Genomic DNA, 21,582 nt, shown 5'->3' with positions numbered 1-21,582 from the left:
ACTCATGCTGCTGAGGCTGCTAGCTGAAACTGTCCAACTTTTCGGGGGCAGTCCAAAATGTGGGAGCGGGCTTGCCCGCGATGAGGGCGTGTCAGTCGATACATATAGTGACTGACACACCGCCTTCGCGGGCAAGCCCGCTCCCACATTTGTCCGCGTTGACCCAGGAATATCTGCCTCAGCCCGCAACCATCTCGGCCTTGACCTGCGCCTCCTTGGCCTGGGCATCGGCCAGTCGATACAGCTCGATATGCCCATCCCAGTGCTCGATCAATGCCGTGCACGACTCCACCCAATCCCCACAATTGAGGTAGTCCACCTCGCCCACCTTGCGAATCTCCGCGTGGTGGATATGCCCGCACACCACGCCGTGCAACTCGCGCTTGGTCACTTCATGGGCGATGGCTTCCTCGAAGTCACTGATGAAGCTCACCGCAGTTTTCACTTTGTGCTTGAGGTACGCCGACAGCGACCAGTAACCGTAGCCGTAGCGCGCCCGCCAATGGTTCAGCCAGCGGTTGAGGGTCAGGGTGAGTTCGTAGGCAGAGTCGCCAAGAAACGCCAGCCAGCGGTGGTAACGGGTGATCACGTCGAACTGGTCGCCGTGGATCACCAGCAAATGCCGGCCATCGGCGGTCACATGCACCGCTTCGTCGACCAGTTGGATATTGCCCAGGATCAGCTTTGAATAGCGGCGCAGGAACTCGTCGTGGTTACCGGTGACGTAGATCACCTCGGTGCCGCGCTTGCTCATGGTCAGCAGGCGGCGGATCACATTGGTATGGGCCTGGGGCCAATACATGCCGCCGCGCATTTTCCAGCCGTCGATGATATCGCCCACCAGGTACACCTTGTCGGCGTGGTAGCCCTTGAGGAACTGCGACAGGTGTTCGGCCTGGCAATCCCGGGTGCCCAGGTGCACGTCGGAGATCCACAGGGTACGAACCCGTTGCTTGCGGCTGGGTTTGGCGAGCTCGGCGCTGGTCATGGGCATACCTCAAGGGTGTTTTCGCCAGCTTGCTCCCGGGCAATTAATAGCCCATGACAGTCTTGCGTCAGTCAGATGACAGCGCCCGCCACTCATCGCTCGGTGTAAACTGCCGGCCTGCCCGGGAGATTGCGATGAGACCGACCCTCACGCTGCGCCATTACACCCATGATCTGATTGCCCATAGCCACGACCATGCGCAACTGGTGTTCGGCCTGGCCGGCTGCCTGGATTTCGAGGTGGAAGGCATCGGCGGCGAAATCCGCCCGCAGGGGGTGATGGTCCTGCCCTTCTCCACCCATCACAGCTGTGGCAGCCCCCGGGGCAGCCAATGCCTGGTGTTGGATGTGCCCGACGAACACTGGCTGGTGCAATCTTTGGGCGAACACGCGGATGCCAGCCGGCGCCTGCTGGATCAACCGCAACGGGTGACACTGGATGCCCGGCAAGGCCAATTGGTCAACTGGCTGGCGGGCAGCACACTGGACGACCCATTGATCGCCCAGCAAGGCGCGGTCTTGCTGCTGGCAACCCTCAATGGCCAATCGCCCGCCCAGCCTGGGGCACGACGCTTGCCTTATGGCGCATTCAACGCCCATATCGACCGGCATGCAGCCTACCCGCTGCAAGTCGCGGATCTGGCGCGCCTGGCAGATATCTCCGTCGCCCGCCTCCATGCACGTTTTATCGCCGAATGCGGGCTGACACCCATGGACTATATTCGCACCCGTCGCCTGCAAATGGCCCGTGGGCTGCTGCGCGACACCCTCCTGCCAATTGGCGAGATCGCTGCGCAGGTCGGCTATGGCTCGCAAAGCGCATTTGCTGCCGCTGTCTTGCGTGCGTTCGGCCACTCTCCCGGAGCCCTGCGCCGGCTCGACAACGGGCGCTAGTCCTGCGATAAAACCGGCGATTCCCACGACAGACACCCCAGCGCACGCCGCTCTAGACTGGATGCCTGCCTGTTTACTGTTTTAAGGACTGTCATGACTCCGCGCACTGCCCTCGGCGCCCTGCATATTGGTGCATTGATGTTTGGCCTCACCGGCGTCTTCGGCAAGCTCGCCGCCGCCTCGCCGAGCATTATCGTGTTCGGTCGCGCCGCTTTCGCAGTGCTCGCCCTGGCGCTGTTCGCGCGCTTTGCCAGCAGCACGCCGTGGCAAAAACTCTACAGCACCGACCTGCGGCGCCTGCTGCTCAGCGGCTTGCTGCTGGCCGGGCATTGGGTGAGCTTCTTTATTGCGGTGAAAGTGGCCGGGGTGGCGATTGCAACGTTGGGTTTTGCCACGTTCCCGGCGTTCACCGTGATTCTCGAAGGGTTGATCTTCCGCGAGCGGATCCGCGCCAATGAAATGGTGCTGGTGGTGCTGGTCAGCATCGGCCTGGTGCTGGTCACCCCGGACTTCGACCTCGCCAGTCAGGCCACCAGCGGCCTGATCTGGGCCGTGGCCTCCGGCCTGTTGTTCTCGCTGCTGTCGTTGAACAACCGGGCCAGCGGCAGCATCCCGCCGGTACAGGCGGCGCTGTGCCAGAACGTGGTGGTGGCGCTGTGCCTATTGCCCGTTGCCGCACCCGGTCTCAGCGAAGTGCGCGCCCTGGACTGGCTGTGGATCGGTCTGCTGGGGGTGTTCTGTACCGGCCTGGCCCACAGCCTGTTTGTCGCCAGCCTCAAAGTGCTCAAGGCACGCACCGCGGCAGTGGTGTTCGCCATGGAGCCGGTGTACGGCATCACCGTGGCCTGGTTGCTGTTTGGCGAAAACCCGACCTTGCGCATGCTGCTCGGCGGCACGCTGATCATTGCCGCCATCGTCGTCTCCGGCCTGATGAGCCGCCCCGCCAAGGCCAAACAGCCGGCAGTCGTGGCCTGATCTATACTTTTTGTATCCGCAACAGTCAGCAGTCGTTCAACGGATACAGACTCCTCGACGACAGCCGTGGTCCTTGAAGTTGCTGCATGCGAGTGGTCACTCCCCTAACGTTACGCAGGAGTTTCACCATGGACATGTTCATCACCCTGATCATTCAGATCATCAGTGGCGCAGTCGGCGGCAATATCGCTGGCCTGAGCAAGCAAGGCCTGGGCTCCGGGCTCAATACCGTGGTCGGCGGCGTCGGCGGCCTGGTGCTGGGGCAGATCCTCGCAGCCATCACGGGCATGCCCGCCGGTGGGGCGCTGGATATTGCCGCCGTCGGCAGCAATATCGTCGGCGGGGGCGTGGGCGGCCTGGTGCTGACGTTTGTCGTCAGCTGGATCAAAAACAAGATGGCGGCCAAATAAACCGCCTGTCACTGCCGGCCCAGCGCCGGCAGTGCCTTTTACTGCACGCGATCGTTGTGCCCCAGGTCGCGCTGCGGATCAATCTGGTCGCGCACCCGCTGCTTGAGCACCTTGGCCTCCGGGAACCCGCCATCGGCCTTGCGCTCCCAGATCTGCACGCCGTCACAAGTAATCCGAAATGCCCCGCCGGTCGCCGGTTCCAGCGCCACTTTGCCGAGGTCGTCGGCAAACGTGCTCAGCAGTTCCTGGGCCAGCCACGCGGCGCGCAGCAGCCACTGGCACTGGGTGCAATAGGTGATAACAATCTCGGGCTTGGACGCAGACATAAAATGAAGAACTCCTGAGATGACGAGACAGGGGAATCGGATGGCTATAATACCGACCTTTGCCGTCCAGCCCCGAGATTGATGATGCGCCGCCTGTTGTCCTGCCTGCTGCTGTGCCTGCTCCCTCTCCTTGCCCAAGCCGTTGAAGCACCACGCCCGAAGATCGGCCTGGTGCTCTCCGGCGGCGCCGCCCGTGGCCTGGCGCACATTGGTGTGCTCAAGGCCCTGGAAGAGCAAGGTATCCACATCGACGCCATTGCCGGCACCAGCATGGGCGCGGTGATTGGCGGGCTCTATGCGTCAGGCTACAAGATCGACGAACTGGAAAAGCTCGCACTGAGCATCGACTGGCAGTTGGCATTGTCCGATGCCCCGCCCAGGGAAGACGTACCGTTCCGGCGCAAGCAGGATGACCGGGACTTCCTGATCAAGCAGAAGCTGAGCTTTCGCGACGATGGCAGCCTGGGCCTGCCCCTGGGCGTGATCCAGGGCCAGAACCTGGCGCTGTTGCTCGAAAGCATGTTCGCCCACAGCAGCGACACCCGCGACTTCGACAAACTGCCAATCCCGTTTCGCGCCGTGGCCACCGATATCACCAGTGGCGAAAAAGTGGTGTTTCGCAAAGGCCACCTGCCCCAGGTGATTCGCGCCAGCATGTCGATCCCGGCGGTGTTCGCCCCGGTGGAGCTGGACGGCCGCCTGCTGGTGGACGGCGGCATGACCGACAACATCCCCCTGGATGTGGCGCGGGAGATGGGGGTCGATATCGCCATCGTGGTGGATATCGGCACGCCGCTGCGCAGCCGCAAGCAACTGGCGACGGTGGTGGACGTACTCAACCAATCCATCACCCTGATGACCCGCAAGAACTCCGAAGAACAACTCAAGGCCCTGCAGCCCGGCGACGTGCTGATCCAGCCGCCATTGGCCGCTTATGGCGTGACCGACTTTGGCCGCGCCGAGGACATGATCGACGCCGGCTACCGCGCCACCCGCGCGCTGGATACCCGCCTGGCACGCCTGCGCCCCACAGGCTCGGTGGATGCCGAACTGACCGCCGCCCGCACGCCCGGCCAGCGCAACCCGATAGTGACCGCGATCAAGGTGGAGAACGACTCGAAAGTCGGCGACGACGTGATCCGCTACTACATCCGCCAGCCAATCGGCGAACCGCTGAACCTGGCCCGCCTGCAATCGGACATGGGCACCCTGTACGGCCTGGATTACTTCGAGCAGGTGCAATACCGGGTGGTGAAGAAAGGTCCGGACAACACCCTGGTCATCAGCGCGCGCGGCAAACGCAGCGGCACCGACTACCTGCGCCTGGGGCTCAACCTGTCCGATGATATGCGCGGTGACAGTGCCTTCAACCTTGGCGCCAGCTACCGCGTCAATGGCATCAACCGCCTCGGTGCCGAATGGCTGACGCGGGTGCAGATTGGTGATCGCCAGGAGCTGTACAGCGAGTTCTATCAGCCGATGGATACCGGCTCACGCTACTTCGTCGCGCCCTATATCAGCGCCCAGGCGCAAAACGTCGAACTGATCCTGGATAACGACCCGATCTCCGAATACCGTCTGGAACGCTATGGTTTTGGCCTGAACGTCGGCCGACAGATTGGTAACAACGGCGAAATCCGCTTCGGCGTCGGCGAAGCCTGGGGCAAGGCCGATGTACGCATCGGCGACCGCGACTTGCCAAGCGTGAGCTTCAGCGAGGGCTTCTATGAATTGAAGTACTCGTTCGACTCCCTGGACAACGTGTACTTCCCCCACACAGGTGAGGATATTGGCCTGGCCTACCGTGAGTTCGAACCGGGCCTGGGCTCTGACCAACGCTACCGGCAATGGGAGTTCAAGCTGGACAAGGCCATGAGCCACGGCCCGGACACCCTGGTACTGGGCGGTCGCTACGGACGCACCCTGGATAATTCTGACGTGGTGATCTCCAGCTTCCTGCTGGGTGGCGCACGACAGCTGTCAGGGTTCCGCCAGGATGCGATTTCCGGGCAGAACATCAGCCTGATGCGCGCCGTCTACTACCGGCGCCTGACCCCACGCTCGTACTTGCCGCTGGACTTCCCACTGTACCTGGGCGCCTCCCTGGAACGCGGGCGGGCGTGGAACAACGACAATGAATTCGACAGTGGCTACATCAATGCCGCGAGCATCTTCCTCGGGTTTGATACGCCGCTGGGGCCGTTGAATTTCAGCTATGGGTTTAATGATGACAATCAGAAGGCGGTGTACCTGAACCTCGGCCAGACCTTCTAAAAACAACACTTAACCAATGTGGAGCGAGCTTGTGTGGGAGCGGGCTTGCTCCCACATTTTGATCAGCGGCGTAGTCGGCTCAGGTCTTTTCCAGATTAGCCAGGATGTGCCCGTGCACCCGCATGCACACCCGCATATCCTCTTCATCAACACCGACGAACAGTTCCTGGCGCAAGGCGGTGGCAATCGTCTCGATCTGCTCGATCAATGGCCGTGCGGTATCACACAGCACAATGCGCTTGGCACGCCGGTCTTCCACCACAGCCTGGCGTTGCACCAGGCCCTGGCCTTCCAGGCTATCGAGCAAACGCGCCAATGTGGGCCCTTCCACCCCGACACTCTGTGCCAATTCGCGCTGGGTCGGTGCTTCTTCAAAGCGGGCAAGATGCAGCAGTACCAGCCAGCGTGCCTGGGACAAACCCAGCCCCGCCAGGCGGCGATCCAGTTCGGCGCGCCAGCCACGGGACATTTGCGCCAACTGCATGCCAAAACGGTGTTGATCGGTTAACGGCATAAAAAACTCATGGGTTAGACTGAAAATAAAGTGTGGCTAATTATTAGTCAGCTAAGCATGACCCATGACAGTAGGCAAGGTTTGCAATGTACTGATTCGTTACATTGTCGTAATTGACGCATCAAATCTCGAATTCCGACTGCAAAGCGGCCCGTACGCAGTACAAAACGCCCTCGGGCACCCGGCCGGTAAACAGCGGCGCTATATCGGAAACAGGTGGTAATTCGCCTTCGCCGTCGAGAAACGCGTCCTGGATTTCACCGAGCAAGTCTTCCGGCAGGTCGAGGGCCTGCTCCAGTGACAGTTGCTGCTTGCCGATGGACTCGGCCAGCAAGGTGTAGACGTTCTTTTCCGAGCACTGCAACTGCCCCGCAATCTGGATCGGTGTCATACCGGCACGGGCCAGGCTGATCAGCTCGTGGCGGATATCGGCGACTTCCTTCGGCGCCTCGGCCTGGCCGCCAAGGACTTCCAGGAAGGCCTGGCCATAACGCTCCAGCTTGCGCGCGCCAACACCACTGACCCTGGCCATTTCGGCCATGGTGGTGGGCTGCTCGCGCAACATCTCCAGCAAGGTGGAGTCGGGGAAGATGACGTAAGGCGGCACGCTGTGCTCTTGCGCCAGCTTGCGGCGCAATGCACGTAGGGCTTCCCACTGTTCGCGTTCTTCGCCACGCACCAGTTGGCTGGCCTGGCTGGTGCTGTTGGACTTGGCAGTGGTCTGCGGCTTGAGGTCGCGGCGCAGTTCCAGGCTGACCTCGCCCTTGAGCAGTGGCCGGCAACTGTCGTTCAGGCGCAAGCCGCCATAGCCTTCGAGGTCGATATCCACCAGGCCACGGGCCACCATCTGGCGGAACAGCGAGCGCCATTCGCCTTCGGCACGCGCCTTGCCCACGCCATACACCGACAGGTGCTGGTGGCCAAAGCTGCGGATTTTTTCGTTGTCCTTGCCCAGCAGCACATCGACCAGATGACCAACGCCATAACGCTGGCCGGTACGAAAGATCGCCGACAGGCCCTGGCGCGCCGGCTCGGTGGCATCCCAGGTCTGCACGCCGTCCACGCAGTTATCGCAATGCCCGCACGGCTGGGGCATGTCTTCGTCGAAATACGCGAGCAGGGTCTGGCGACGGCAGCGGGTTTCTTCACACAGCGACAGCATGGCATCAAGCTTGTGCTGCTCCAGGCGCTTGTGGCGCTCATCGCCTTCGGAGTTCTGCAGCATCTGCTTGAGCATCACCACATCCTGCAGGCCGTAGACCATCCACGCGTCCGCCGGCAGGCCATCACGGCCGGCACGCCCGGTTTCCTGGTAGTACGCCTCAAGGGACTTGGGCAGGTCCATGTGAGCGACAAAGCGTACGTTGGACTTGTCGATGCCCATGCCAAACGCAATGGTCGCCACCATAATCAGGCCCTCCTCGTTGAGGAAGCGCTTCTGATGATAGGCCCGCAACTCGTTGGGCAGGCCGGCGTGATACGGCAATGCGGGGTAGCCCTGCTCACAGAGGAACGCGGCCACTTCATCGACCTTCTTGCGCGACAGGCAGTAGACAATGCCGGCATCGCTGCGCCGCTCCGAAAGGAACGCCAGCAACTGCTTGCGCGGCTGCTCCTTGGGTACGATGCGATAAAAGATATTGGGACGGTCGAAGCTGGAGAGAAAACGCTCGGCATTCTGCAGGTGCAGGCGCTCGACGATTTCTTCGCGGGTGCGCTTGTCGGCCGTGGCGGTCAGGGCGATGCGCGGCACATTGGGGAACAGCTCGGCCAGTTGCCCCAGTTGCAGGTATTCACGCCGGAAATCGTGGCCCCATTGGGACACGCAGTGGGCCTCGTCGATGGCGAACAGGGAGATTTCCAGGCTCTGCAAAAACGCCAGCATCCGCGGCTGCACCAGGCGCTCGGGCGCCAGGTAGAGCATCTTCACTTCGCCCCGGCGGATCCGCGCTGCCAGGTCGCGTTGCTGTTCGGCGCTCAGGGTCGAGTTCAATGCAGCGGCGGCGACACCCAGTTCTTCCAGGGTAGCCACTTGATCGTCCATCAGCGCGATCAACGGCGAGACCACCACCGCCAGCCCTTCGCGCAACAATGCAGGCACCTGGAAGCACAACGACTTGCCGCCACCGGTAGGCATCAGGACCAGCGCATCACCACCGCTGGCCACGCGCTCAATGATCGCACCCTGGCGGCCACGAAAGCTGTCGTAGCCGAAGATGTCCTTGAGGACGCGTTGAGCCTGTTCAAGCATGAAAAACTCCAAATTCCACCGAAATCCCTCTGTACAGGCTGGCTGAAAAAGCGCGCCCGACCGGAAAATAATCCGTAAGCGAACTTTTCCCGCAACCACCTCTGGCCTGCAGGGGCATCACAAAACGCGGCAGTATACCCGAGCACTCTGCGGCAAAGGGCGCCACTGACGAATAGCGGCCCATCTGAAAACCTTGCAAATATGCAGTGCGGCTGGCCTGCACGCTCAAGAAAGCCTAGAATTCAGCATCGTTTATTCCCAAGGTAGTCTTTCAATGTCCTTCGCTGAGCAACTAAACCGCCTGCAAGCCTTCCTCGATGCCGATGAGCTGCATGACGAGGCGCTGGACTACGTGGCCGCCCACGGCTACCTGACCGCGCTGTCGATCTGCTCGGAGCCGGTACCTGATCGCGAATGGATCGACGCACTGTTCGCCGAAGAGCCTCACTACAAGGACGAGGCCCAGCGCACCGAAATCGAAGAAACCCTGGTCCAGCTCAAGGCCCACATCTCCCGCCAACTGGCGTCCGATGAAGAATTCGAGCTGCCATGCGACCTCGACCTCGGCGAGGAGCCGGATGACTCCGACCTGCGCGGCTGGTGCATCGGTTTCATGGAAGGCGTATTCCTGCGCGAAGCGGCCTGGTTCGAAACCGCCGAAGAAGAAGTCAGCGAAATGCTGCTGCCGATCATGGTCGGTTCCGGCCTGTTCGACGACCAACCTGAGTTCGCCGATATCGCCAGCGATGCCAACCTGATGGACGACATGATCGTACAGATCCCGGAAGCACTGACCGCCCTGTACCTGCTGTGCAACGCCCCCGACGAAAAACCGGCGATCCTCAAGCCTCGCCACCACTGAGTCCCCCGCCCGTGGCGCCCATGGGCAACCGTTCCCCGATTGTGCGCTACGCACTGCTGGCCATTGGCTGGTTGAGCGTCACACTCGGGGTGATCGGGATCTTCCTGCCGGTCTTGCCGACCACCCCCTTCCTGTTATTGGCTGCCGGCTGCTTTGCCCGCAGCTCACCGCGTTTCTACAACTGGCTGGTCAACCATCCGCGCCTGGGCCCCTGGATTCGGGATTATCTGGATGGCAACGGCATCCCGCTCAAGGGCAAGGTGTACGCCATCGGCCTGATGTGGTTGAGCATCGGCCTGTCCTGTTACCTGGTGCCATTGCCCTGGGCACGTGGATTCATGCTGACTAGTGCGGTGCTGGTGACAATCTACATCCTGCGCCAGAAAACCCTGCCGCCACGACTGTAGGAGCCGGCTTACCAGCTCCTACACGACCTTCGTCGACACTGACTAACCCCGAGCATCATGCGAGACTGTCGTCCCGGGCCTGGAAGCCTGGGTGTTCTTATGTCCGGAGTACTCATGACGCTGTCCAGCGGGCTGATCGCCGCCGTTGCCCTGGCCTATATGGCCATTATGTTTGCCATCGCCTTCTACGGTGACCGCCGCCACGCGCCGCTGCCGCCACGGGTGCGTGCGTGGGTGTATAGCCTCTCGCTGGCGGTGTACTGCACCAGTTGGACCTTCTTTGGCGCTGTGGGCCAGGCCGCAGAACAATTGTGGGCATTTTTACCGATCTACCTGGGCCCCGTACTGCTGCTAGTGCTGGCGCCCTGGGTCCTGCAAAAGATGATTCTGATCAGCAAGCAGGAAAACATTACCTCCATCGCTGACTTTATCGCTGCGCGCTATGGCAAATCCCAGTCCCTGGCGGTGGTGGTGGCGCTGATCTGCCTGGTCGGCGTGCTGCCTTATATTGCCCTGCAACTCAAAGGCATCGTGCTGGGGGTCAACCTGCTGATTGGTGCCGGCGCCGATGCCACCGGCACACGGGCCCAGGATACCGCCCTGATTGTGTCCCTGGTGCTCGCGCTGTTCACCATTGTCTTCGGCACCCGCAACCTCGACGCCACCGAGCACCACCGTGGCATGGTGCTGGCGATTGCATTTGAATCCCTGGTCAAGCTGTTCGCATTTCTCGCCGTCGGCGCGTTTGTCACCTACGGCCTGTACGACGGTTTCAACGACCTGTTCAGCCAGGCGATGCTCGCGCCGAGGCTGGAGGAATACTGGAAAGAGACCGTCAACTGGCCGTCGATGGTGGTACAGACCGGCGTGGCGATGATGGCGATTATCTGCCTGCCCCGGCAGTTCCACGTCACCGTGGTGGAGAACATCGAGCCCCAGGACCTGCGCCTGGCCAAGTGGGTGTTCCCGGCGTATCTGGTACTGGCCGCACTGTTTGTGGTGCCGATTGCCCTGGGCGGCAAGATGCTACTGCCAAGCTCAGTGCTGCCAGACTCCTACGTGATCAGCCTGCCCCTGGCCGAAGCCCATCCGGCGCTGGCACTGCTGGCATTTATCGGCGGTGCTTCGGCAGCGACCGGCATGGTCATCGTCGCCAGTGTGGCGCTGTCGACCATGGTGTCCAACGATATGCTGCTGCCGTGGCTGCTGCGCCGCACCAACGCCGAGCGCCCGTTCGAAGTCTTCCGCCACTGGATGCTCTCGGTGCGCCGGGTCAGCATCGTGATTATTCTGCTGCTGGCCTATGTCAGCTATCGCCTGCTCGGCTCCACCGCCAGCCTGGCGACCATCGGCCAGATCGCCTTTGCCGCCGTAACCCAACTGGCACCGGCGATGCTCGGCGCGCTGTACTGGAAGCAGGCCAACCGTCGCGGCGTGTTTGCCGGCCTGGCGGCGGGCACCTTCCTGTGGTTCTACACCCTGGTGTTGCCGATTGCCGCCCATAGCCTGGGCTGGTCACTGGATATATTCCCGGGGCTGGCCTGGCTGCATGGCAACCCGCTGGGGCTACCGATCACACCGCTGACCCAGGGCGTGGTGCTGTCCCTGGCCGGTAACTTCACCCTGTTTGCCTGGGTCTCGGTGCTGTCGCGCACACGGGTCTCGGAGCATTGGCAGGCCGGGCGGTTTATCGGCCAGGAAACCAGCCAGCGCGCCAGTGCGCGGTCCATGCTGTCGGTGCAGATCAATGACCTGTTGAGCCTGGCAGCGCGCTTTGTCGGCGAAGAACGGGCACAGCAAAGCTTCATCCGTTTTGCCTACCGCCAAGGCAAGGGTTTTAACCCCAACCAGAATGCCGACAACGACTGGATTGCCCACACCGAGCGGCTGCTGGCGGGCGTACTGGGTGCCTCATCCACGCGGGCGGTGGTGAAAGCGGCGATTGAAGGCCGCGAAATGCAGCTGGAGGACGTAGTCCGTATCGCTGACGAAGCCTCCGAAGTGCTGCAGTTCAACCGAGCACTGCTGCAAGGCGCAATCGAGAACATCACCCAAGGCATCAGCGTGGTGGATCAGTCCCTCAAGCTGGTGGCCTGGAACCGCCGCTACCTGGAGCTGTTCAACTACCCCGACGGCCTGATCAGCGTCGGTCGGCCAATTGCCGACATTATCCGCTACAACGCCGAGCGCGGTCTGTGCGGCCCGGGCGAAGCCGAAGTCCACGTGGCGCGGCGCCTGCACTGGATGCGCCAGGGCCGCGCGCATACCTCAGAACGGCTATTTCCCAACGGCCGGGTGATCGAACTGATCGGCAACCCGATGCCCGGTGGTGGGTTTGTCATGAGTTTCACCGACATCACCGCCTTCCGCGAGGCCGAACAGGCCCTGACCGAGGCCAATGAAGGCCTGGAACAGCGAGTCACCGAACGCACCCATGAACTGTCGCAACTCAATGTTGCCCTGACCGATGCCAAAGGCGTGGCCGAGTCGGCCAACCAGTCGAAAACCCGCTTCCTCGCCGCCGTCAGCCATGACCTGATGCAGCCCCTTAACGCGGCACGCCTGTTCTCCGCTGCCCTCTCCCACCAGAGCGAAGGCTTGTCCGGCGAGGCCCGGCAATTGGTGCAGCACCTGGACAGTTCGCTGCGCTCGGCCGAAGACCTGATCAGCGACTTGCTGGATATCTCGCGCCTGGAAAACGGCAAGATCAATCCCCAGCGCCAGCCGTTTGCCTTGAGTGAGTTGTTCGACACCCTGGGTGCGGAGTTCAAGGTGCTGGCCCAGGAGCAAGGCTTGCGCTTCCGCCTGCGTGGCAGCCGCTTGCGCGTCGACAGTGATATCAAGCTGCTGCGGCGGATTCTGCAGAATTTCCTGACCAATGCCTTCCGTTATGCCCACGGCCCGGTGTTGCTGGGTGTACGTCGGCGTCGCGGCGAACTGCGCCTGGAGGTGTGGGACCGTGGCCCGGGTATTCCGCTGGATAAACAGAAAGTGATCTTCGAAGAGTTCAAGCGCCTGGACAGCCACCAGACCCGTGCCGAGAAGGGCCTGGGGCTTGGCCTGGCCATCGCTGACGGGCTGTGCCGCGTACTCGGCCACCGCTTGCGCGTGCGCTCGTGGCCCGGCAAAGGCAGCGTGTTCAGCGTCAGCGTACCGCTGGCCAAGGCGCAGGCCCACTTGCAGGTACAAGCCGCACCGGACAAGGGCCTGCCACTGAGTGGCGCCCAGGTGCTGTGCGTGGACAACGAAGACAGCATCCTGATTGGCATGCGCAGCCTGTTGAGTCGCTGGGGTTGCCAGGTCTGGACCGCACGCGACCAGGCGCAATGCGCGGCGTTGCTGGCCGAAGGTATGCGCCCGCAACTGGCCCTGGTGGATTACCACCTGGACCATGGCGAGACGGGGACCGAGTTGATGGGCTGGCTGCGTGCGCAACTGGCGGAGCCGATTCCGGGGGTGGTGATCAGCGCCGATGGCCGGCCGGAGATGGTGGCCGAGGTGCACGCAGCGGGGCTGGACTACCTGGCCAAGCCGGTAAAGCCGGCGGCGTTGCGGGCGCTGCTGAACCGGCATCTGCCTTTGTAGCGTGTGGGAGCTGGCTTGCCTGCGATGGCAGCACCTCGATACATCAGTTACACCGAGGTGCTGCCATCGCGGGCAAGCCCGACTCCCACAGAAGCCCTCTCCCACATTGGGGCTCTGCGTTTAGTCAGGGAGTTGGGCGACGCCATCTTCATCAGTCATCGCTTTTTCCAGCAGATCGGACGGCAGGCCTTTGCTGGCACGCGCTCCCAGCAGCTTCAACTGCTCGACCCGGCTGACCAGATTTCCGCGACCATCTGTAAGTTTATTACGCGCTGCACTGTAAGCCTTATCCAACTGCTGCAATCGATTGCCCACTTCATCCAGGTCCTGGATAAACAGCACGAACTTGTCGTACAGCCAGCCGGCGCGCTCGGCGATTTCCCGGGCGTTCTGGCTTTGCCGCTCCTGCTTCCACAGGCTGTCGATCACCCGCAGGGTCGCCAGCAAGGTGGTCGGGCTGACGATCACGATATGGCGGTCGAAGGCTTCCTGGAACAGGTTCGGCTCGGCCTGCAACGCAGCGGAAAACGCCGCCTCGATAGGCACGAACAACAACACGAAATCCAGGCTGTGCAAGCCTTCCAGCCGCTTGTAGTCCTTGCCGGCCAAGCCTTTGACATGGTTGCGCAGCGACAGTACGTGCTGCTTGAGGGCAACCTGGCCGATCACCTCGTCATCGGCCGCCACGTACTGCTGATAGGCCGTCAGGCTGACCTTGGAGTCGACCACCACCTGCTTGTCGCCCGGCAACATGATCAGCACGTCCGGCTGGAAACGCTCGCCATCCGGGCCTTTGAGGCTGACTTGGGTCTGGTACTCGCGGCCTTTCTCCAGGCCCGCATGTTCCAGCACCCGCTCCAGAATCAACTCGCCCCAGTTACCCTGGGTCTTCTGCCCCTTGAGGGCGCGGGTGAGGTTAGTGGCTTCGTCCGACAGGCGCAGGTTCAATTGCTGCAGGCGCTCCAGCTCCTTGGCCAGGGAAAAACGCTCGCGCGCCTCGTTCTGATAGCTTTCTTCCACGCGTTTTTCGAACGACTGGATGCGCTCCTTCAACGGGTCGAGCAATTGCCCCAGGCGCTGCTGGCTGGTTTCGGCAAACCGCTGCTCGCGCTCGTCGAAGATTTTCCCCGCAAGCTCGGCGAACTGCGCGCGCAGTTCATCCCGCGAGCCTTGCAGGTCGTTGAGGCGCTGTTGATGACTGTCCTGCTGCTCGCGCAGTTCGGCGCGCAGGGAGGCCGACAAGGCGTCCAGGCGACGCAGTTCCCCTTCCTTGCCGGAGCGCTCGATGTTCCAGGCGTGGGCCGCATCACGTGCGTTATCGCGGTCGATCTGCAGCAACTCGACTTCCCGGCGCACCGCTGCCAGATCCGCCTGTTTCGCCGCATTGGCCTGGCTCAGGTCGCTGATTTCGTCACGACTGGCGTCCAGTTGCGCGGCCAGTCCTTCCTGGGCCATCTGCGCCGTAGCCAGGCGCTCCTCCAACAGCTCCCAACCGGCGCTGCGTGCATTCAGGCGGCGCTGGATCTGCCAGCACAGGACCAACAAAGGCAACGCCGCAGCGGCGAGACCCAGCGCAACACTGGTCCAGTCAAAAGCCATAGCCATTCCTGCCATTACGGTAAAAGAGGAAGGTTAACCAAGCAGGCGCTTCGTGGACAGCTCAGTCTTTGATCTGACCCAGTTCACGCTGGGCGCCCAGGTCGCCGGCACGGGCGGCCTGGCGCAGGAGGTCGTGGCCGATGCGACGATCCCTGGCATTGCCGCACTCGCGACACATCAACAGGCCCAGGCGGCTCTGTGCCACAACCACCCCTTCACGCGCCGGTTGCTTGAGCAGACGCCCGGCAAAATGCTTGATATTGGGGTTGTCGCCAATGCGCGGGCTATCCAGCAGCCACAGGGCAACTTTCAAGGAGAAACGCTTGGGTGCGGTAACACTCGGAGGGTTGTCGGTAACAGAAGGTGATACGGAGCGAAACTTCATAAAGCACTGTAGGGCAGAACGGAAGGCGCGCCACTCTACTCCTTTTTTCGTACGCGTAAAGCTGAAAAAACCCTGCACGCCCGTTCTAGAGCAAGCGCTTGGGACAATCCACAGAAGCTGTGGATAACTCAGTGGACAACCGTGCTTTAACTCGCGCAAAGCCCCATGGAACGGGGGCCGCGCTTAAACTGACGATTTTTTCACCAATAAAAAAAAGCCAGGTTTTTCATTGACTTAAATTTTAGACGCAGGCATTCGCAAGCCAATCCTGCACGCTGCCATCCCGGTGACACACTGCGCAACCAATGTGCACAACTACCTGCCTGGCGGTTATATCCCCACCGTTTTGTGGCCCAACAGCACGGCAAAACGTTACGGGTGACATCTAAACGCCACTTTTCAAACGCCCCTGGTCTCGCCACACTGTTGGCCCTACAGCAAGGAGGCGCCGCTTCATGAAAGGGATCCTGGTGTTCGCATTACTGCTACTCGCCGTTTGTGTGATGTCCCTAGGGATCAATGCCGCACTGCCCTCCCCTGACGGCGCGCTGTTTGCCATCGCAATCCTGTTGTCGGCGGCCTTCACGGCAATCAGCCTGTGCATCGAGTTGGGGGATGGGCGGATCAATGCCATGCAGGATGTGATGAGAGTCATAGAAACCGGCCAATCCCTGCGCCTGACTTTGGCCGCCTACGCGCTGGGGTGTTCATTGGCTGCGGCGGCCACGGTGCTGGTTTATCGCGCGCTGATGGGCGGCTAACTGAAGTATTTTTGCTAACACACTTGCTTTACTCGTTTCAAGCCATTACTATCCGCGGCGTTAGTACCAAGCTGAAAGTCAATTCTGGTCGAACAAATCCCCGCGACGTAGCTTCCCTAAAGAGAAGTTCTGTCAATCTTGATGGGATCGACCACCTCGATGGTTTCCAGGTATCACTTGCGACGACACTGCCTTTGAACAATGCAAAGGGTGTCGCGAAGTTTTCATACTCTGACCGAACCAACCTGCAAATTGATCAGGATCTTCACCCTGGGCCCAGAACCTTTGCCCCTGTTGTGTTGCCTGCCCTCCTAAGTACCTACCTGCCAGCCCAAGCGCGCCAAACTATTCAGCGCTTCAAACTGGCTGCTTTGTTCCAGTCGGGTTCTTCGCATGATCAATGGTGATCAGCGTCACTGGAACGTTTTAACGTTGCACGGTTCTTATCCGTGTCATTTGTAGGAACACCCATAATATGTCCACTCAAATCCATACTCAGGATGCCATTCGCACCCTCACCAATGCTTTTGCCCCAATGAACTGCCTGATCATGGCCGCTCGCAAAGGCTGCTTCAGCTTCACCCTGGTCAACGAACACGGCATCGCTCGTCACAGCGAACGCCTGTACCCCGATCAATACTCCAGCGCAGAGCCGCTGCAGGCCGTGATCGAGCGTACCCGTCAGGCCCTGGTTGCCTGATTGACCCGACGCTGAACATCGAAAACCCTGCCCACAAGGCAGGGTTTTTTATTGCCTGCGATTCGCGGTTTTTGCTGGGGTCCTTTAGGCCAAACAGATATAACGCTTATAACCACCAGCCAGAAATATTTTAAAAACAGTCCTTTACGTCGTGAATCTGACACTACACTTCAACTCAGGCGGCATGTTCCGCCTCCGGCGAGCCTGAGATCCGATCCACCGCTGCCAAGCCCCCCCCTTCTCAGGACTCGTCGACCATTTATAGGGTTTCGAGGGTTTTATGGGCATTGCCGCCAGCGAATTGTGTCGCTATGTGATCCGCCCCACGCTGATCTACCTGGGCCGCCACAGCCAGACCGCAGAGACCCTGCTACTGGGGGTTGCCGCCAGCCAGTCGGAACTGGGCTCGGCCTTGCACGATCGGCGCGGCCACGGCCTGTATCGCATTACCGAAACCCGCCACAGAGCCCTGTGGGACGACTACCTCGCCCTCGACCCGGAACGTGCAAGCCTTGTGCGCGGCCTCGCCAGCCAGCATGCCTTCCTCAGCGGGCCGCAGCTGGAGCTGACCGTCAACTTGCGTTACGCCACCGCCATCGCCTGGTTACTGGTGGAACAACATCGTCCTCAATTGCCTCGATCCGACGATTTGCTGGCCATGGCCCGAATCTGGAAAGAAATATTTCACCCTCAGGGCCGGCTGCGCGATTACACCCAGGCCTGGCAAACCTGTGTATCCCCCATGAATCAGGTCGCCTGCTGATCGGGCACTTTGCAAGATTCGGCAAAAGCCGGCGATTTTGGTCGGATTGTCCTACAAAACCGCTCTATCTCCTACATTACAGCCTATAGCGCTAAGTGAATTTTATTGTTACTTTCCGCAGCGGTGATCACCTCGGAGTTCTAATAATGAAAAAAGTAATGCTCAAGACCACACTTAGCCTCGCCGTTGCCATGGCCTCTTCCCAACTGTTCGCAAGCGGCTTTGCCCTCAACGAACAAAGTGTCAGCGGGATGGGTACCGGTTTTGCGGGTCGTTCTTCTTCTGCCGATGATGCAAGTACTGTTTATGGCAACCCTGCCGGTATGGCTCGCCTGCAAGGCCAGCAAGTCACTGGCGGTGTTGCGGTGATTGACGCATCTACCGATATCAAAGATGTCAGCGGCCGTTCCCGCGGCACCAACAAAGGCGACATGGTCCCCTTCACGGCGGTACCGTTCGGCTTCTACACCAATAAACTCAATGACCAGTGGGCAGTCGGCTTTGGTGTGTATGCACCGTTCGGCCTGATTACCGACTACGAGAGCAAATATCAGGGTCGCGGCTTCGGCAGCAAGAGTGAAGTCCAAGTCATCACTTTCCAGCCGACTGTCAGCTACGCCTTCAACGATCGGGTTTCCATCGGTTTTGGCCCAACCTTCAACCGCATTGCCGGCACCCTGGAATCTGAGCTGACCCTTAACCCGGCCGTTCCAGATACCAGGATCAAGATCAAGGGTGACGATACTGCCATTGGTTTCAACGCAGGCGTATTGGTCCAGGCGACCGACACCACCCGTGTTGGCCTGACGTACCACTCGAAGGTCAAGTACAAACTTGAAGGCCACACCGAAGTCAACGCGCCTGCTGCGACCTCTGGCGCCCTGGCGACCGGTCGTTATGACGCTTCGCTGAAAATCGACACGCCTGAATCCTGGGATCTGTCGGTTACCCAGGACATGAACGACGCCTGGAAGCTGTATGCCGGTGCAACCTGGACACGCTGGAGCCGCCTGAAGGACATCACTGTCAACAACAAAGGCGTGAGCACAGCCGGTGGCGGCCTCGCCCCAGGTCTTGTGGGCACCATCAAGGAAGACCAGAACTGGCACGACACCTGGGCTTATGCCGTGGGCACCTCGTACCAGCTGACCAAGCAGGTTGTATTGCGCACCGGCCTGACCTTCGACCAGTCGCCAACCAACAACACTGATCGTTCGCCACGTATCCCTACCGGCGACCGGACCATCTTCAGTGTTGGCCTGGGCTACGCGGTCATGGATAACATGACCATCGACCTGGCCTACTCCTACCTCAAGGAAGAAGAAGTCAGCGTCAACCGCTCCAACGCTCTGGCTAGCTACAACGCCAAGTACAAAAACAGCGCCAACGGTTTTGGCCTGGGCATGACGTACAAGTTCTGATTCAACGCTGCATGAAAAAGCCCCGCTCTCCTGCAAAGGAGGCGGGGCTTTTTAGTGGCCGATAATCAGGGCTTGGAAGCCAGTGCCTGTTCCACAGCCTCGATCAGTTCCGGGCTGTCGGGTTTGGTCAGGCTGGAGAAGCTGGCAATCACCTTGCCCTGGCGATCTACTACGTACTTGTAGAAATTCCATTTCGGCGCGTTGCTCTGCTCGGCCAGCACCTTGAACAGGTGCACGGCATCCGCGCCCCTGACTTTCTGTGGCTCGGTCATGGTGAAGGTCACGCCGTAGTTCACATAACAGACCTTGGCCGTCTCTTCGCCCGTCTTGGCTTCCTGCTTGAAGTCATCGGAAGGCACGCCAATCACTTCCAGCCCGTCGCCCTTGTAGCGCTGATACAGCGCCTCCAGGCCCTTGAACTGTGGGGCGAACCCACAAAAGCTGGCGGTATTGACGATCACCAGAGGCTTGCCGGCAAAACGCTGGCACAGGTCGATGGACTCCTTGGCGCGCAACTTCGGCAATTGGCCTTCGAGCAACGACGGGCAATCGGCGGCCATGGCCACACCGCCAAAAGCCACCATCAGGGCAGGTACTGCAAGCCAGCGCATCAACATGTTGGGTGTCCTTGGACAAAGTCAGACAAGCAACTTAACAGATCGCCATGCCCAGTTGCATCAACGCCAGCCCGCTGCGCTGCCAGCCCCACCAGGCCAGCAGCAACAGCGTCAGCAGCCCCGCTGCGCCAATCCAGCCCCACGTCGAATTCATGCGACCCCCATCTGCGCCTGCAACCTTGCCACAGGCCGCTCACGCACTGGCCAGTTCAGGGCGGCCGCGACCAGGCTCAAGACGATCGCCACCTGCCAGATCAAATCGTAGTTGCCCGTTCGATCATAGACCACGCCCCCCAGCCAACCGCCGAGGAACGAACCCAACTGATGGAACAGGAACACAATCCCACCCAGCATCGACAGGTTTCTTACGCCAAACAAGGTTGCCACCGTACCGTTGGTCAGCGGTACCGTCGACAGCCACAAAAAGCCCATGGCCATGCCGAACAAGTAGGCACTGGTCTGCGTCACTGGCGCCCACAGAAACAACACAATCACCACCGCCCGCAGCAAGTACAACGCCGTGAGCAGACGCGGCTTGGACATCCGCCCGCCGAGCCAGCCTGCGGTGTAGGTACCGAAGATGTTGAACAGGCCGATCAGGGCCAGCACCGTGGTGCCAACGGTCGCCGGCAGATGCTGGTCTACCAGGTACGCCGGCAGGTGCACACCGATAAATACCACCTGGAATCCGCAGACAAAAAAGCCGAAGGCCAGCAACCAGAAACCGGAATGGGAACAGGCTTCATGCAGGGCCTCGCGCAAGGTTTGTTGACCGGCCACGGCCGGCAGCGGGCGGTCCTTGATCATCGTCACCAACGGCACGATCAACGCCACCAGCAGGCCCAGCACCAGCAAGGCGGCGGACCAGCCCAGCCAACCAATCAGGCCCAGGGTGCCTGGCAACATGGCGAACTGGCCGAAAGAGCCGGCAGCACTGGCAATGCCCATGGCCATGCTGCGCTTTTCCGGGGCCACGGCACGCCCGACCACGCCAAGGATCACCGAGAACGAGGTGCCGGACAGACCGATACCGATCAGCAAGCCCGCACTCAGGGACAGCGACCACGCCGAATCGGACAGGCCCATGAACACCAGGCCCAATGCATACAGCACGCCGCCGACCATCACCACTTTGGCCGCGCCAAACCGGTCGGCAAGGGCCCCGGTAAACGGCTGCGCCAGGCCCCAGATCAGGTTTTGCAAGGCGATGGCAAAGGCAAAGGTTTCACGACCCCAGCCGAACTCGCTGCTCATGGGCGACAGGAACAGGCCAAAGCCATGCCGTACGCCCAGGGAAAGGGCCAGGATCAGCGCACTCCCGACAAGAATCCAGCCACTGGTACGCCACATCGAGGTCATTATTATTCTCCGCTTACGGGTATATACCCGCTTGTATTCGAACCAGCTCGCGTTTAAGCGAGTTCGTCCAGCAAGGCCAACAGGGTTTCGCGTTTTTGCGCCCCCAATTTATCGATCAACTTCTGCTGCGCCGCTTCCCAGGCCGGCAACGCCGCTGCCAGGCGCTCCTTACCCATGTTGGTCAACACCACCAGGCGATTGCGCAGATCATTACCTTCGACCAACCGCACCAGGCCTTCACCCTCCAGCACCCGCAAGTTACGCCCCAGGGTGCTGCGATCCAGGCCCATGGCATCGGCCAGGCTGGAAATGCTCGGCTGATCCAGGCGTTGCAGGTTACACAACAAGGAATACTGGGCGACGTTGATCCCGAAGCCATCGAGGGCGCCGTCATAGTGCCTGCTGACGCCACGGGCGGCACGACGCAGGTTGGTGCATAAACATTGGGAGGCAAGCATAGAGCGTGTATATACCCGCGATTAAGGAAATGCA

20 protein-coding genes are annotated in these 21,582 nt (G+C 60.8%); 11 read left to right on the top strand and 9 right to left on the bottom strand.

Features of this window, described 5'->3' with window-relative positions:
- Positions 1-178: 178 nt before the first annotated feature.
- A complete protein-coding gene (locus KL786_RS24665; protein WP_215519284.1) occupies positions 179-988 on the bottom strand; it encodes a UDP-2,3-diacylglucosamine diphosphatase in 810 nt (269 codons plus the stop codon).
- Between the two features lie 134 nt (positions 989-1,122).
- On the opposite strand from KL786_RS24665, the gene KL786_RS24660 reads away from it, so the two are divergent.
- From KL786_RS24660 to KL786_RS24650, 3 genes are all read left to right on the top strand, one after another.
- Complete coding sequence (locus tag KL786_RS24660; RefSeq protein WP_215519283.1) at positions 1,123-1,881, top strand: helix-turn-helix transcriptional regulator; 759 nt, start codon at positions 1,123-1,125, stop codon at positions 1,879-1,881.
- Between the two features lie 93 nt (positions 1,882-1,974).
- Positions 1,975-2,856: a DMT family transporter gene (locus tag KL786_RS24655; protein WP_215519282.1), complete on the top strand. Its 882-nt coding sequence runs from the start codon at positions 1,975-1,977 to the stop codon at positions 2,854-2,856.
- Positions 2,857-2,984: 128 nt separating this feature from the next.
- Positions 2,985-3,266, top strand: a complete 282-nt coding sequence (locus KL786_RS24650; RefSeq protein WP_215519281.1) for a hypothetical protein — start codon at positions 2,985-2,987, stop codon at positions 3,264-3,266.
- A gap of 38 nt (positions 3,267-3,304) precedes the next feature.
- Here KL786_RS24650 and KL786_RS24645 read toward each other — a convergent pair whose 3' ends face one another.
- Positions 3,305-3,592 carry an Rdx family protein gene (locus KL786_RS24645; RefSeq protein WP_032857076.1) on the bottom strand — a complete coding sequence of 96 codons (288 nt, stop codon included), beginning with the start codon at positions 3,590-3,592 and terminating at the stop codon, positions 3,305-3,307.
- Between the two features lie 84 nt (positions 3,593-3,676).
- On the opposite strand from KL786_RS24645, the gene KL786_RS24640 reads away from it, so the two are divergent.
- On the top strand, positions 3,677-5,866 hold the full coding sequence (locus KL786_RS24640) for a patatin-like phospholipase family protein (protein ID WP_215519280.1): 2,190 nt from the start codon (positions 3,677-3,679) through the stop codon (positions 5,864-5,866).
- A 79-nt stretch (positions 5,867-5,945) separates the two neighbouring features.
- On the opposite strand, the gene KL786_RS24635 is transcribed toward KL786_RS24640, so the two are convergent.
- Positions 5,946-6,380, bottom strand: a complete 435-nt coding sequence (locus KL786_RS24635) for a MarR family transcriptional regulator (protein WP_032857073.1) — start codon at positions 6,378-6,380, stop codon at positions 5,946-5,948.
- 121 nt (positions 6,381-6,501) lie between these two features.
- Complete coding sequence (recQ, locus tag KL786_RS24630; RefSeq protein WP_032857071.1) at positions 6,502-8,631, bottom strand: DNA helicase RecQ; 2,130 nt, start codon at positions 8,629-8,631, stop codon at positions 6,502-6,504.
- A 274-nt stretch (positions 8,632-8,905) separates the two neighbouring features.
- On the opposite strand from recQ, the gene KL786_RS24625 reads away from it, so the two are divergent.
- The 3 genes from KL786_RS24625 (at position 8,906) to KL786_RS24615 (ending at position 13,485) form a co-directional block, all read left to right on the top strand.
- Complete coding sequence (locus KL786_RS24625) at positions 8,906-9,493, top strand: YecA/YgfB family protein (protein ID WP_032857069.1); 588 nt, start codon at positions 8,906-8,908, stop codon at positions 9,491-9,493.
- A 20-nt stretch (positions 9,494-9,513) separates the two neighbouring features.
- The gene (locus KL786_RS24620; RefSeq protein WP_215519279.1) at positions 9,514-9,900 is read left to right on the top strand and encodes a YbaN family protein; all 387 of its coding nucleotides are present in this window, start codon (positions 9,514-9,516) and stop codon (positions 9,898-9,900) included.
- A 114-nt stretch (positions 9,901-10,014) separates the two neighbouring features.
- Positions 10,015-13,485: a hybrid sensor histidine kinase/response regulator gene (locus tag KL786_RS24615; protein ID WP_215519278.1), complete on the top strand. Its 3,471-nt coding sequence runs from the start codon at positions 10,015-10,017 to the stop codon at positions 13,483-13,485.
- Positions 13,486-13,605: 120 nt separating this feature from the next.
- Here KL786_RS24615 and KL786_RS24610 read toward each other — a convergent pair whose 3' ends face one another.
- Together KL786_RS24610 and KL786_RS24605 are read right to left on the bottom strand one after the other, a co-directional pair.
- Positions 13,606-14,970 (bottom strand): DNA recombination protein RmuC, encoded by a 1,365-nt coding sequence (locus tag KL786_RS24610; protein ID WP_215519286.1) that lies wholly within the window; start codon positions 14,968-14,970, stop codon positions 13,606-13,608.
- A 175-nt stretch (positions 14,971-15,145) separates the two neighbouring features.
- Complete coding sequence (locus tag KL786_RS24605; protein WP_032857064.1) at positions 15,146-15,469, bottom strand: SEL1-like repeat protein; 324 nt, start codon at positions 15,467-15,469, stop codon at positions 15,146-15,148.
- Between the two features lie 455 nt (positions 15,470-15,924).
- Here KL786_RS24605 and KL786_RS24600 point away from each other — a divergent pair, with 455 nt between their 5' ends.
- The 4 genes from KL786_RS24600 to KL786_RS24585 all read left to right on the top strand — a co-directional run bounded on the left by KL786_RS24600 (position 15,925) and on the right by KL786_RS24585 (position 19,114).
- On the top strand, positions 15,925-16,230 hold the full coding sequence (locus KL786_RS24600) for a hypothetical protein (protein ID WP_032857063.1): 306 nt from the start codon (positions 15,925-15,927) through the stop codon (positions 16,228-16,230).
- A gap of 475 nt (positions 16,231-16,705) precedes the next feature.
- Positions 16,706-16,930 carry a hypothetical protein gene (locus KL786_RS24595; protein ID WP_007898912.1) on the top strand — a complete coding sequence of 75 codons (225 nt, stop codon included), beginning with the start codon at positions 16,706-16,708 and terminating at the stop codon, positions 16,928-16,930.
- A 280-nt stretch (positions 16,931-17,210) separates the two neighbouring features.
- Entirely contained in the window at positions 17,211-17,693 is a 483-nt protein-coding gene (locus tag KL786_RS24590) for a hypothetical protein (protein WP_154841533.1), read from the top strand.
- 146 nt (positions 17,694-17,839) lie between these two features.
- Positions 17,840-19,114 (top strand): OmpP1/FadL family transporter, encoded by a 1,275-nt coding sequence (locus tag KL786_RS24585; protein WP_215519277.1) that lies wholly within the window; start codon positions 17,840-17,842, stop codon positions 19,112-19,114.
- A 65-nt stretch (positions 19,115-19,179) separates the two neighbouring features.
- Here KL786_RS24585 and KL786_RS24580 read toward each other — a convergent pair whose 3' ends face one another.
- The 3 genes from KL786_RS24580 to KL786_RS24570 all read right to left on the bottom strand — a co-directional run bounded on the left by KL786_RS24580 (position 19,180) and on the right by KL786_RS24570 (position 21,548).
- The gene (locus tag KL786_RS24580; protein ID WP_215519276.1) at positions 19,180-19,731 is read right to left on the bottom strand and encodes a glutathione peroxidase; all 552 of its coding nucleotides are present in this window, start codon (positions 19,729-19,731) and stop codon (positions 19,180-19,182) included.
- Positions 19,732-19,881: 150 nt separating this feature from the next.
- Positions 19,882-21,081, bottom strand: a complete 1,200-nt coding sequence (locus KL786_RS24575) for an MFS transporter (protein WP_215519285.1) — start codon at positions 21,079-21,081, stop codon at positions 19,882-19,884.
- A 62-nt stretch (positions 21,082-21,143) separates the two neighbouring features.
- Complete coding sequence (locus KL786_RS24570) at positions 21,144-21,548, bottom strand: MarR family winged helix-turn-helix transcriptional regulator (protein WP_032857058.1); 405 nt, start codon at positions 21,546-21,548, stop codon at positions 21,144-21,146.
- Between the last annotated feature and the right edge of the window lie 34 nt (positions 21,549-21,582).

Source organism: Pseudomonas sp. TAE6080 (genome assembly GCF_018732265.1).
GTDB lineage: Bacteria > Pseudomonadota > Gammaproteobacteria > Pseudomonadales > Pseudomonadaceae > Aquipseudomonas > Aquipseudomonas brenneri.
The sequence above is the reverse complement of the archived record's forward strand: the minus strand, read 5'-3'. Positions and strand labels throughout refer to the sequence as shown.

Excerpts from the sequence above, each read along its gene's own strand:
- KL786_RS24570 (WP_032857058.1), bottom strand. The coding sequence starts at position 21,548 with ATGCTTGCCTCCCAATGTTTATGCACCAACCTGCGTCGTGCCGCCCGT.
- KL786_RS24665 (WP_215519284.1), bottom strand. The coding sequence starts at position 988 with ATGACCAGCGCCGAGCTCGCCAAACCCAGCCGCAAGCAACGGGTTCGT.
- KL786_RS24600 (WP_032857063.1), top strand. The coding sequence starts at position 15,925 with ATGAAAGGGATCCTGGTGTTCGCATTACTGCTACTCGCCGTTTGTGTG.
- KL786_RS24620 (WP_215519279.1), top strand. The coding sequence starts at position 9,514 with ATGGGCAACCGTTCCCCGATTGTGCGCTACGCACTGCTGGCCATTGGC.
- recQ (WP_032857071.1), bottom strand. The coding sequence starts at position 8,631 with ATGCTTGAACAGGCTCAACGCGTCCTCAAGGACATCTTCGGCTACGAC.
- KL786_RS24650 (WP_215519281.1), top strand. The coding sequence starts at position 2,985 with ATGGACATGTTCATCACCCTGATCATTCAGATCATCAGTGGCGCAGTC.
- KL786_RS24645 (WP_032857076.1), bottom strand. The coding sequence starts at position 3,592 with ATGTCTGCGTCCAAGCCCGAGATTGTTATCACCTATTGCACCCAGTGC.
- KL786_RS24660 (WP_215519283.1), top strand. The coding sequence starts at position 1,123 with ATGAGACCGACCCTCACGCTGCGCCATTACACCCATGATCTGATTGCC.
- KL786_RS24595 (WP_007898912.1), top strand. The coding sequence starts at position 16,706 with ATGTCCACTCAAATCCATACTCAGGATGCCATTCGCACCCTCACCAAT.
- KL786_RS24635 (WP_032857073.1), bottom strand. The coding sequence starts at position 6,380 with ATGCCGTTAACCGATCAACACCGTTTTGGCATGCAGTTGGCGCAAATG.
- KL786_RS24590 (WP_154841533.1), top strand. The coding sequence starts at position 17,211 with ATGGGCATTGCCGCCAGCGAATTGTGTCGCTATGTGATCCGCCCCACG.
- KL786_RS24575 (WP_215519285.1), bottom strand. The coding sequence starts at position 21,081 with ATGTGGCGTACCAGTGGCTGGATTCTTGTCGGGAGTGCGCTGATCCTG.
- KL786_RS24580 (WP_215519276.1), bottom strand. The coding sequence starts at position 19,731 with ATGTTGATGCGCTGGCTTGCAGTACCTGCCCTGATGGTGGCTTTTGGC.
- KL786_RS24640 (WP_215519280.1), top strand. The coding sequence starts at position 3,677 with ATGCGCCGCCTGTTGTCCTGCCTGCTGCTGTGCCTGCTCCCTCTCCTT.
- KL786_RS24615 (WP_215519278.1), top strand. The coding sequence starts at position 10,015 with ATGACGCTGTCCAGCGGGCTGATCGCCGCCGTTGCCCTGGCCTATATG.
- KL786_RS24655 (WP_215519282.1), top strand. The coding sequence starts at position 1,975 with ATGACTCCGCGCACTGCCCTCGGCGCCCTGCATATTGGTGCATTGATG.
- KL786_RS24625 (WP_032857069.1), top strand. The coding sequence starts at position 8,906 with ATGTCCTTCGCTGAGCAACTAAACCGCCTGCAAGCCTTCCTCGATGCC.
- KL786_RS24585 (WP_215519277.1), top strand. The coding sequence starts at position 17,840 with ATGAAAAAAGTAATGCTCAAGACCACACTTAGCCTCGCCGTTGCCATG.
- KL786_RS24605 (WP_032857064.1), bottom strand. The coding sequence starts at position 15,469 with ATGAAGTTTCGCTCCGTATCACCTTCTGTTACCGACAACCCTCCGAGT.